The 11,971-nt window shown below is 64.0% G+C and carries 7 protein-coding genes; 2 read left to right on the top strand and 5 right to left on the bottom strand.

Annotated features, from left to right (window positions below):
- Positions 1 to 2: 2 nt before the first annotated feature.
- The 5 genes from purU to EEB11_RS10795 all read right to left on the bottom strand — a co-directional run bounded on the left by purU (position 3) and on the right by EEB11_RS10795 (position 8,254).
- Positions 3 to 887, bottom strand: coding sequence for a formyltetrahydrofolate deformylase (gene purU, locus EEB11_RS10815; RefSeq protein WP_135431211.1), 885 nt, complete (start codon positions 885 to 887; stop codon positions 3 to 5).
- Positions 888 to 1,011: 124 nt separating this feature from the next.
- Positions 1,012 to 4,284: an efflux RND transporter permease subunit gene (locus EEB11_RS10810; protein ID WP_135431209.1), complete on the bottom strand. Its 3,273-nt coding sequence runs from the start codon at positions 4,282 to 4,284 to the stop codon at positions 1,012 to 1,014.
- A gap of 12 nt (positions 4,285 to 4,296) precedes the next feature.
- Entirely contained in the window at positions 4,297 to 5,472 is a 1,176-nt protein-coding gene (locus EEB11_RS10805; RefSeq protein ID WP_135431207.1) for an efflux RND transporter periplasmic adaptor subunit, read from the bottom strand.
- 4 nt (positions 5,473 to 5,476) lie between these two features.
- Positions 5,477 to 6,094, bottom strand: coding sequence for a TetR/AcrR family transcriptional regulator (locus tag EEB11_RS10800; protein WP_135431205.1), 618 nt, complete (start codon positions 6,092 to 6,094; stop codon positions 5,477 to 5,479).
- A 126-nt stretch (positions 6,095 to 6,220) separates the two neighbouring features.
- Positions 6,221 to 8,254 (bottom strand): NADH:flavin oxidoreductase, encoded by a 2,034-nt coding sequence (locus EEB11_RS10795; protein ID WP_135431203.1) that lies wholly within the window; start codon positions 8,252 to 8,254, stop codon positions 6,221 to 6,223.
- Positions 8,255 to 8,408: 154 nt separating this feature from the next.
- On the opposite strand from EEB11_RS10795, the gene EEB11_RS10790 reads away from it, so the two are divergent.
- Together EEB11_RS10790 and EEB11_RS10785 are read left to right on the top strand one after the other, a co-directional pair.
- Complete coding sequence (locus EEB11_RS10790; protein WP_135431201.1) at positions 8,409 to 9,236, top strand: FAD binding domain-containing protein; 828 nt, start codon at positions 8,409 to 8,411, stop codon at positions 9,234 to 9,236.
- Positions 9,233 to 11,887, top strand: a complete 2,655-nt coding sequence (locus tag EEB11_RS10785) for a molybdopterin-dependent oxidoreductase (RefSeq protein ID WP_135431199.1) — start codon at positions 9,233 to 9,235, stop codon at positions 11,885 to 11,887. Before EEB11_RS10790 ends, EEB11_RS10785 begins: the two co-directional genes overlap by 4 nt.
- Positions 11,888 to 11,971 lie beyond the last annotated feature (84 nt).

The following is an 11,971-nucleotide window of genomic DNA, read 5'->3' as shown; positions in this document are numbered from 1 at the left end:
GATCAGCCCATCCGTTCCGACGCATACGATCCGGGCGAGGCGGGGAAAACCACAGTCTTGCTGCCATTGATGAACACCCGGCCATGCACATGGGCATGGATCGCGCGCGACAGCACCTGGCTTTCCACGTCGCGGCCCAAAGACACGTAATCCTCGTTCGACTGCGCATGGGTCACGCGGATGATGTCCTGTTCGATGATCGGGCCTTCGTCCAGATCGCCGGTCACGTAATGCGAGGTGGCCCCGATCAGCTTCACACCTTTTTCGAACGCCTGTTTATAAGGGTTGGCCCCTTTGAAACTGGGCAAGAAGGAATGGTGGATGTTGATGATCCGGCCCGACATCTTGCGGCACATCTCATCCGACAACACCTGCATATAGCGCGCCAGCACAATCAGCTCGGCCCCGGTGTCTTCGACAATGCGCATCTGCTCGGCCTCGGCCTGCGCCTTGTTTTTCGGAGTGACCTTGATGCAGTAGTAAGGAATGTCCTGATTGACCACGACCTTCTGGTAATCCATGTGGTTCGAGATCACGGCGGCAATTTCCACCGGCAGCGCGCCAATGCGTGACCGGTACAGCAGATCATTCAAGCAATGGCCAAAGCGGCTGACCATGATGATCACCCGGCGCTTGACCTTCTCATCAAAGAATTCAGCCTGCATTCCGAACTCTTTGGCAATCGGCTCAAAACCGCTGCGCAGGCCCTCCAGCGCTTTGCCGCCTTCCGAACGGAAGCTGATCCGCATGAAGAAATTGCCGGTGCCGGTGTCGTCAAATTGCGCGCTGTCGGTGATGTTGCAGGACTGATCGGCCAGAAAGGTCGAAATGGCCGCGACGATCCCACGGGTCGAGGGGCATTGGACGCGAAGCGCAAAGCTGGTCATGGGGCGGTCTTTCACAAGGGGTGAGGCGCAGGATATGCGGCAGATGATAGTCAGCCGCGCTTACACCCGAATGACCGGCTGCGAACAAGCATGATCCATTCGCGTCGTCGCCGTTCGGCGCAGATCACTCCGCCGCCGCGAGGGGTGGGGCCGGGCGTGGCGCGGCAAGCGCATCCAGCCGGTCACGCAACACGCGCTGTTCGGCATTCAGCAGCGCGATGCGTTCGGCCAGAACCTCGGCCGGCGGGGCCTCGGGGTCGGCTTCCTTGGGCCCGACAAAGCGGCTGAAAAACCGGGCCAGCAGACGGCTCAGGTCATCCATGATCAGGTAAAATGCCGGAACCACAACCAGCGACAGCACTGTCGAGACGATGATGCCGCCGATCACCGCCGTTGCCATCGGCGCGCGGAACGATCCGCCCTCGCCCACGCCCAGCGCCGACGGCAGCATGCCCGCCGACATGGCGATCGAGGTCATGACGATGGGACGCGCCCGTTTGTGCCCCGCCTCCATCACCGCGGCGAACCGCTCCATCCCCTGCGCGCGCATCTCGATGGCGAAGTCGATCAGCAGGATGGCGTTTTTGGTCACGATCCCCATCAGCATCAGAATGCCGATCAGCACCGGCATCGACACGGCAGAGCTGGTCAGGATCAGCGCGCCCGCAACACCCCCGATGGCCAAGGGCAGCGAAAACAAGATGGTAAAGGGCTGGATCACCGATTTGAACAGCAAGATCAGCACGGTCAGTACCAGCATCAGGCCCAGCAGCATGGCATTGCCAAAGCTGGCCACCATTTCATTCTGCACCTCGGCATCGCCCGCCTCTTGCACCCGGACGCCGGGGGGCAGATCGACGGTTGCGACCAGTTCGTTGAATCGCGCGGTTGCGGAGCCCAGCGCCACGCCGACCGGAAGGTTTGCGCCGATGGTGGCGCGACGTTCCCGGTTGAAGCGGTTCACCGTCGATGGGCCTTCGGCAATCGCCACATCGGCCACGGCGGCAAGCGGCACGGTGCCACCTGTGGATGTGGTCAGTTTCAGCGCCGAAATGCGGGCCAGATCTTCGCGCGCGGCGTTGTTCAGACGCACCCGGACCGGCACCAGCCGGTTGTCGATCGACAGCTTGGCAAGGGCTGCATCAACGTCACCGATGGTCGCCACCCGCACCACTTCGGCAATCTGCGCCGTTGTGATGCCCAGACGTGCAGCCTCATCCATGCGCGGGGTGATCTGGATTTCAGGCCGGGGCAGCGCGCCTTCGGTCGCGACGTTGGCCAGCAGCGGGTCGCCGGACAGCGCGGCTTCCAGACGGCTGACGGCAAGGGTCAGGTCCGCCTCGTTCGACGACAGGATCGAAAAGGATATGTCGCGCTGGCCACGGTCGTTCAGCTTGAAGGCACGCATGTCGGGCACTGATGCCAGGCGCCGGAACACTTCTTCCTCGATCACATTCTGCGGGACAGTGCGGCCGGTGTTCTCCACCTCGGGCACAAGACCGCCGATCACCGGGATAGACCGCCCGATCTGCGACAGTTTCAGCAGCAGGGAGTGATCCAGTCGTGTCAGCAGAATGGTGACAGAGGCCCGCCGGACATCCAGATCGCCAGTGGGTGACGATCCGCCAAGGATGAAGACATTGTCGATCCAACCCACATCCTCGATGGCGGTATAGATTGCCTTGGTCGTGACCTCGGTCTCTGCCAGCGTGGTGCCGGGGGGCAGTTCGACAGAAACGGCAATGCGGCTTACGTCTTCCGGCGGAAGGAAAGAGCCGGGGATCTGAACCATGTAATAAATCGATACCGCCAGCACCCCGATGGCTGACAGCAAGGTGACATAGCGAAACCGCAACGATGTGCGGATCAGCCGCAGATAGCCGGTCATGACCCAACCATCATTGTGGCTGTCCTCATGGCCGTCCTTGTCGCGCATCAGGTAGGCGGCCATCATCGGGGTGATCAGGCGGGCAACGATCAGCGAGAACAGCACGGCGATGGCCACCGTCATCCCGAATTGCCGGAAATACTGGCCGGGAATGCCGGGCATGAACGACACCGGCACAAACACGGCGACGATGGTGAAGGTGGTGGCGATCACGGCCAGACCGATTTCATCCGCAGCTTCTATCGCGGCGCGGAACGGGGTTTTGCCCATGCGTATGTGGCGCGCGATGTTTTCAATCTCGACGATCGCATCATCAACAAGGATGCCTGTGGCCAGTGTCAGCGCCAAAAAGGACACCAGATTGAGCGAAAAGCCCAAAAGGTCCATGATGAAAAAAGTCGGCACGGCGGAAAGCGGCAGAGCCACGGCGGCAATCAGCGTGGCGCGCCAGTTTTTCAGGAAGGCCAGCACCACCAGAACCGCCAGGATCGCCCCCTCGATCAAGGTGTGCAGCGCGGCTTCATAGTTGCCGTAGGTGTAAAACACAGTTTCATCGACCAGTTCGATCCCCACTTCCGGGTTCGCCGCGCGGATCACGTCCAACTGCGCATTCACGGTTTCGGCCACCGATACCTCAGACGCGCCGCTGGCGCGGTAGACCGCAAAACTGACCACGCGCTCGCCGTTCAGGCTGGAGAAGCTGCGCAGCTCTTCGTAGCTGTCGATCACCTCACCCAGATCGCTCAGCCTCACCTTGCGGCCCGACGGCAAGGCGATGGTGGTTTCGGCCAGACGCTCCACAGTTCCGGCATCGCCCAGCGTGCGGATCGCCTGCTCGCCCGCGCCGAGTTCGGACCTGCCAGAGCCAAGGTTGGCATTGGTGGCCCGTACCTGCTGGTTCACCGCCGCCGCACTGATGCCAAAGCTGTCCAGCCGCACCGGATCAAGCTCCACCCGGATTTCACGGTCGGCCCCGCCAAAGCGCGAGACGCGGCCAATGCCGGGGCGGCCCTGAAGGCCGCGCGTCACGGTGTCGTCCACGAACCACGACACCTCTTCCAGCGTCATGTCGGGTGCCGTGACGGCAAAGGTCATGATCGCCTGACCTTCCACGTCGATCCGGCTCACAATCGGGGCCTCGATCGTGGCGGGTAGGTCGCCGCGGATCTGGTCGATGGCGTCCTTGGTGTCCTGCACCGCCTTTTCGGTCGGCACCTCCATCCGGTATTCGACCACGGTGGTCGAGACGCCGTCATTCACGGTAGAGGTGACGTTCTTCACCCCATTGATGCCTGCAACGGCATCTTCGATTTCCTTGGTGACCTGACTTTCCATCTCGGCCGGGGCGGCGCCGGGCTGCACCACGGTGATGCCGACCAACGGCACATCGATATTGGGAAAGCGGGTGATCGGCAGGGTATTAAAGCTGTTCCAGCCCAGCACCATCAGCATGAAAAACGCAAGGATCGGCGCGATGGGGTTCTTGATGGACCAGGAAGAAAAGTTCATGGCGTGCCCCCGTCAGTTCGTTGCCGGAACCGGATTGATCCGGTCGCCATCGCGGACAAAGGCACCGGCCTTGGTCACCACCACATCCCCGTCCGCCAAACCGGACAGGATTTCGACCCAGCCGCCCTCGCGGATACCGGTCTGCACCGCCACCTGCTGCACCGTTTCACCGGTGACCTTCATCACAGTCGCACCATCGGGGCCCGACCCGACTGCTGTGACGGGAACCGCGATCACGTCATGCTCGGCCACCAGAATTTCCGCCTCGGCATACATTCCGGCCCGCACGCCGCTTTCGTCTTCCACCGCAATTCTTGCGCGCCCAAGCCGGGATTGCACGCCGATGGTCGGTTCCACCAGCCGCAGAGTACCTTTCAGCGGGGTGCTGGCCCCGACCAGCAGCAGGTTTGCGGTCTGACCGGGCGCAAGCCGCATCACATCGGCTTCGGCCACATCAGCGATCACTTCCAGCGCATTGTCACGGATGATGGTGAACATCGGCTTGCCCGCCGCCGACGCAATGGACCCGACACGGGCGTTGCGGGCGGTGATTTCCCCGGCGACAGGGGCCTTTACCTCTGTCCGGCCAAGTTGCAGGTCGATATTGGCCATCTGCGCTTCGACCAGCGCAATCTGGGCCCGGGCGGCCTCCAGCGACTGAACGGCGACCGTAACCCGCGCCGTGGCCGAGATGGCGTTGGACTGGGCGGTATCCGCTGCGGCCTGCGACGCAGTGCCCTGCTGGCGCAAGGCGGCGGTGCGTTCAGTCACCCGCTGCGCCTCATCCGCCGTGCTGCGCGCCTCCAGCATCTGGGCTTCGGCCTGCGCCACGGTGGCACGGGCCGAGGCGAGCGAGGCATTGAACTGGCTTTTCTGCAGCTCCAGCGTGGTTTTCGACAGCACGGCCAGAACCTGCCCCGCCTCAACCACATCGCCGACATCGACCAGCAGCGCCTCGATCGGCTGACCTTCGATCAGCGGGGCGACCTGCACATTCTCGATCGCCGAAACCAGACCGGATGCGATCACGCGGTCGCGCAAAACCCGTTTGGCGACGGGCGACACAGTGATGGCGGGCGCAACCTGTGCTGTAGCAATGTCAGACGCAGCGGCGGCAGTCTGGGCCAGCGCCGGGGCAGCGGGTGTAAGGAGCATGAAAACGGGAAGCACATAAAGAAGCGGGCGCATCGGGTCAGCCTTTCAAGGCAGCAGATGTGGCAATGTCATCAAGCGTGCGGTTGATGTTACGCAGCACCAGCCGCGTCAGATCAGCCGTCGTGGGATTTTCGGGGCGTTGCATCGCGCAAGCCTTGACCATCATCACCAGCAAATGGGCATGGGCGGTCCAGCGGGCCTGCGCTTCGGCAACGTTCACCCCGGCTGCATGGGAAAAAATCGTGATCAGATGCGCGACGATCCCAAGTTCCATCCGATAGGCGATCTCGCCGATTTCGGGTTTGCGCAGGGCTGCCGCGGTGATTTCGGCCCAGATCTGGCCATCACCGTGACATTCCGCTTCGGTAATCTTGCGTTCGATGGTTTCGCGCAGGGCCTGCAACGGGTCGGGGTTGATCAGGATCGCGGCAAAATCCTGCTCCATCTCGGCCATGTCAAAGGCGATCAGCGCTTCGACAATTGCAGCCTTGGAAGGGAAATACCGGTAGAAGTTTCCGACACTCATCCCCGACTTGCGGGCGATATCCTGCATGGATGCGCCGTCAAAGCCCTTTTCCGCAAAGGCGCGGCGGGCACTTTCCAATATCTCTGCCGAGCGTTGGTCGGCGAGCGGCGTGTCGGATGCAATCGTCATGAAATGCCAGAGAATGAACGTTCATTCATAGGTGAGGCAAGTTCCCGCAAAGGTCAAGTGGGCAGAGCGCAGTTGACGAAAATGCCCCCCTGCAAGCCGCATATTGATGGTAAATGAAGCGACCGGTCAAAGATCCTTGGTCAGTCGCAGTGCATCATAGATCGCGGCATGGGTGTTGCGCGACGCTACGGCGTCCCCGATTCGGTACAGGACAAAGCCTGCAGGGCCATCACCAATGGGCTGGGGGTGGCCTGCAATCATCGCCTCATGATCCACTGCACCAAGGTTTTGTGACCGCGGCTTCAGATCAAAATACAGATCGGCCAGCGGCTGGGTGCCGTGGTTGACCACGATCTGATCAAAGCTCCGCTCTTTGGTCACATCCATGTAATCCGACCCGATCACCGCGCGCAGCTGGTTGCCATCGCGCTGCACCCCGCGCAGGCGGTAGGTGACGGTAAAGGTCACCGGCTTGTCCTGCAGCGCCCGCATATAGGGCACAAGGTTCATGCCCATCACCTCGGGCGCAAAGCTGCGGTCGGGGGTCATCACCTCGACCGTGGCACCGGACTCGGCCAGACGCTGCGCGGCCTGCAGGGCGGTATGGTCGCCCGCATCGTCATAAAGCAGCACATTGGTGCCGGGTTTCACGTCACCCGAAAGGATATCCCAGGCAGAAACCGTCAGCTCGTTGCCAAAGCCAAGCACCCCCGCCTCGGGCATGCCACCCGTGGCGATGATCACCACATCGGGCACCAGCGCCATTACATCCGCTGCCTCGGCATAGGTGTTGAAATGGAACGCCACCCCACGCGCCGCGCATTGCGCCATGCGCCAGTCGATGATCCCGATCATCTCGGCCCGGCGTTTGGTCTGTGCCGTCAGCCGGACCTGACCGCCGGGCTGATCCGCCGCCTCCAGCACCGTCACCCGGTGACCACGCTCCGCCGCCACCCGTGCCGCCTCCAGCCCCGCAGGGCCTGCGCCAACAACGACCACATGTTTTGCCACTGGCGCGGGCGACACCTCATGCGGCATGGTCTCTTCCCGCCCGGTGGCGGGGTTGTGAATGCACAGCGCCATGCCGCCCTGATAGATCCGGTCAAGGCAATATGTTGCCCCGACACAGGGGCGGATATCCTCTTCACGCCCCTCTACGATCTTGCGCACAATATGCGGGTCGGCCATATGCGCCCGGGTCATGCCGACCATGTCCAGCTGCCCCGACTGCACGGCATAGCGTGCCGTTGCCACATCTGGGATGCGCGCAGCGTGAAAGGTGGGCAAGCCAACCTCGGCCCGCACACGACCGGCAAAATCCAGATGCGGAGCCGATTTCATGCCTTGAATCGGGATCACATCGGTCATCGCCGGGTCGGTATGAATGCGCCCCTTGATGATATTGAGGAAGTCGACCAACCCGGAATCGCGGAACATCTTGCCGATGGCAATGCCGTCATCGGCATCAATCCCGCCCGGCTCCGCCTCATCCGCCGTGTAGCGCACGCCCAGCAGGAAGTGCTCCCCCACCCGCTTGCGACAGGCGGCCAGCACCTCCATCGCGAACCGCGCCCGGTTTTCCAGACTGCCGCCATAGGGTGCGGTCAGTGCATTGGTGAAGGGCGACATGAACTGGTCCATCAGATGGCCGTAGCATTCAAACTCTACCCCATCGAGACCGGCCGCCTGCATCCGCTCTGCCGCATCGGCGTAATCGGTGACGATACGGTCGATGTCCCAGTCTTCGACCACCTTGGGAAAGGCCCGGTGCGCCGGTTCGCGTGACGGCCCCGCCCCCACCACCGGCAGCCAATCGCCCTTGTCCCAGCGCGTGCGGCGGCCAAGGTGGGTCAGCTGGATCATCACCGCCGCCCCGGCCTCGTGGCAATCATCGGTCAGCCGCTTAAGCCAAGGCACCACCTCATCCTTGTAGGCCAGGATGTTGTTGAACACCGGCGGGCTGTCCTTGGAAACTGCCGCCGATCCGGCGGTCATGGTCAGCGCCACACCGGCCTTTGCCCGCTCCAGATGATACAGCCGGTAGCGGTCTTTCGGCATGCCATCTTCGGGATAGGCCGGTTCATGGCTGGTGGTCATGATCCGGTTGCGCAGCGTCAGATGCTTCAGCCGGTAAGGTTGCAGCAGCGGATCATTCGACATCTGGCACCTTCGTTGTTTTCGGACAGCCTAGGTTTGCAGCGCAAAGCGTGCTGGCAGGAAAGCGACCGCTGAATGTCTGTTCCTGCCGCCCAACCGGCGTTGACAGCGCAGGCCGGGCAATCGCACTCTGCCCCTAACCGACACGGGGGGAAACATGCGCGGCTATGCGCGGCCACAGACACTGAACGAGGCGATTGGCCTGCTGGCGCAAGGCCAGCGCCGGATTTTGGCAGGCGGCACCGATCTTTACCCGGCAGCCGGGGTGCAGATTGACGGCAACGTGCTGGACCTGACCGCCATTCCCGCGCTTTCTGGCATCACCGGTGGCACTGGGTTGCGTATTGGTTCGTGCACCACATGGACCGCGATTGCTGAAGCAGACCTGCCCCCAGCCCTGCGCTGCCTGAAACAGGCGGCGCGGCAGGTGGGCGGGCGGCAGGTGCAGAACGCGGGCACCATCGGTGGCAACCTGTGCAACGCCTCTCCCGCCGCAGACGGGGTGCCGCCGCTGTTGGCACTTGATGCGGTGGTGGAGCTCGCGGGGCCTTCCGGCCTGCGGCAAATGCCGCTGGCACAGTTCCTGACCGGACCACGCCAGACCCTGCGCGCAGGCGATGAGGTGCTGACTGCCGTGATCGTGCCGGAAGCGGCACTGCAGGGGCGGTCCAGCTTTGTAAAGCTGGGCGCGCGGGCCTATCTGGTGATCTCGATTGCCATGGTGGCAGCGCGGGTTCAGGTGGCAGAAGGCCAAATCACCGGGGCAGCGATTGCGGTGGGGGCCTGCTCTGGCGTGGCGCAACGATTGCCGGCGGTAGAAGCGGCGCTCATCGGCGTGCCCGTGGCCGGGGCCGCTGCCGGAGTGCGCGCGGCAGATGTTGCCGCCGCCTTGTCGCCGATAGATGACGTGCGCGCCACTGCCGGGTATCGCATGGCTGCCGCGGCCGAACTGGTGCGCCGCGCCGTAGCAGAGGCCTCGGCATGATCGGCTTCATCCTGAACGGCAAACCGGTCACGACCGAGGCCGCACCGACCGCGCGCCTGACCGAGGTGCTGCGCGAACATCTGGGCGCAATGGGCACCAAGGTTGGCTGTGATGCCGGGGACTGCGGGGCCTGCACAGTTTTGCTGAACGGCGCACAGGTCTGTGCCTGCATGGTGCCAGCGGCGCGGGCCTCGGGCGCGCGGGTCGAAACCGTCGAGTCGGATGCGGACGATCTGGAACAGTTGCGCGACGCCTTTCTGCGCCATGGTGCGGCGCAGTGCGGCATCTGCACACCGGGAATGCTGATGGCGGCGGTCGACCTGCGCCGCCGCGTGCCCGCGCCGACCGAAGCACAGGTGCAGGATGCGTTGGGCGGCGTGCTGTGCCGCTGCACCGGCTATCGCAAGATCATCGCGGCTGTGTGCGATACGGGCACGGTCGAGCCTGAACTGGCGGCTGGCGTCGGCGCATCTGTCACCCGGCTGGACGGTCAGGCCAAGGTGCGCGGCGACAGTTTCGGCGCGGATCATTGGCCCGAAGGCGCCCTGACCGTGGTCGCGTTGCGATCTCCTCACCCGCATGCCGGGTTTCGCTTCGGTGACCTCGCGGGCTTTGCCCGCCGCCCCGGCGTGGCCGGCATCTTCACCGCCGCCGATATCCCGGGCCGCAACGCCTTTGGCGTCATCCCCGCCTTCGCCGACCAGCCCGCAATTGCACAAAGCCCGGCCCGGTTTCGGGGCGAATGCGTGGCACTGGTGGCCTTTGAAGCCGGAACAGAGCCTGATCTGACAGGTTTTCCAATTAAATGGGAACCGTTGCAGGCCCTGAACTCCCCGGCAGAGGCCGAAGCGCGGGGCGCGGCGCTGGTTCATGCAGACCGCGCCGACAATCAGCTGATCGAGGGCCGTGTGATCCGGGGCGATGCGAAAGCTGCCCTCGCACAATCGGCCCATGTCGTCACCGGCACCATGCAGACCGGCTATATCGAACACGCCTATATCGAACCCGAGGCGGGTGCGGCCTGGATGGACGGCGACACGCTGGTGATCCGCGCCTGCACGCAGGCCCCGGTGATGGACCGCGACGACACAGCCTTGGTGCTGGGCCTGCCTTGCGAACGGGTACGCATCATCCCGTCGGCAGTGGGCGGTGGCTTCGGCTCAAAACTGGACATCAGCCTGCAACCGCTGATCGGTCTGGTCACCCTGAAAACCGGGCGGCCCTGCCGGATGGTCTATTCCCGGCGTGACAGCATGGCCTCGACCACCAAACGCCACCCGGCAGAGATGGATGGCAGCATCGGATGCGATGCAGCCGGGCGGCTGACCGGGATGCAATTCGAGGGACGGTTCAACACCGGGGCCTACGCCAGCTGGGGGCCGACCGTCGCCAACCGGGTGCCGGTGCATGTCACCGGGCCGTACCTGACCCCGCATGTGCAGGCAAAGGCCCGCGCCATCCACACTCATGGCCCGGTGTCAGGCGCCTTTCGCGGCTTTGGCGTGCCGCAGGCTGCCCTGTGGCAGGAAACGCTGTTTGACCAGCTGGCCGACAAGGCCGGGCTGGACCGGCTTGAGTTCCGCATTCTGAACGCGCTGCGCGATGGAGACGCCACCGCAACCGGGCAAGTGGTGCAGGCCGCGGGGATCGAAGCCTGCCTGACCGCCCTGCGCCCGCATTGGAAAAGAGCCATGTCAGAGACCAATCCTGGCCGAGGCGTCGGGGTGGCCGCGTGCTGGTACGGCTGCGGCAACACCTCGCTGCCCAACCCGTCCACCATCCGCATCGGGCTGTCACCAGGGGGCCGCGTGATGCTACATCAGGGGGCGACCGATATCGGCCAGGGGTCGAACACCGTGATCGCACAGATCGCCGCGCAGGCGCTTGGCCTGCCCCTGGACCATTTCACCCTGATCGGCCCCGATACCGCACTGACCCCCGATGCCGGCAAAACCTCGGCCAGCCGGCAGACTTTTGTCTCTGGACGCGCCGCCAAGGCCGCGGCAGAGGCGCTGCGGTCGCAGATCCTGCGCCTGGCCAACGCGGGGGATGGCGCGCAACTGGCGCTGGAGGGTGCCGGGCTGACCATCACCGAAGGGGCCACCAGGCGCCGGATCGACCTTGCCACCCTGCCCCGCGACACCCACGGCTATACCCTGACGGCAGAGGAAACCTATGATCCGCCAACCTCCGCTTTGGATGAACGCGGTCAGGGCACGCCCTACGCGCTCTATGGCTACGGCGCGCAGATGGTGGAACTGGAGGTGGACCCCGCCCTCGGCACCCTGCGCCTGCTGAAGATCACCGCCGCGCATGATGTGGGCCGCGCCATCAACCCACAGCTTGCCACCGGCCAGATCGAAGGCGGCATAGCGCAAGGCATCGGCCTCGCCCTGATGGAGGAATACCTGCCCGGCCGCACCGAAAACCTGCACGACTACCTGATCCCCACTATCGGCGACGTGCCCCCCATTGAAAGCCTGTTGATCGAGGTGCCCGATCCCGAAGGCCCCTACGGGGCTAAAGGGCTTGGCGAACATGTGCTGATCCCCACCGCCCCCGCCATCCTGAACGCCATCCGCCACGCCACCGGGGCCAGCCTGACGCAGGTGCCGGTCCTGCCCCACCGCCTGCTGGCAGCCCTGACATGACACAGCTTTCTGCCCATTCTCAGTCCGAGAATATCCCGGGAGTCCGGGGGCTGGCCCCCGGTCCCCACCCAGCCCAAAGGGTCA

The organism is Pseudotabrizicola sediminis, assembly GCF_004745575.1.
GTDB classification, from domain to species: domain Bacteria; phylum Pseudomonadota; class Alphaproteobacteria; order Rhodobacterales; family Rhodobacteraceae; genus Pseudotabrizicola; species Pseudotabrizicola sediminis.
This window is presented reverse-complemented; position numbering and strand designations above follow the sequence as displayed.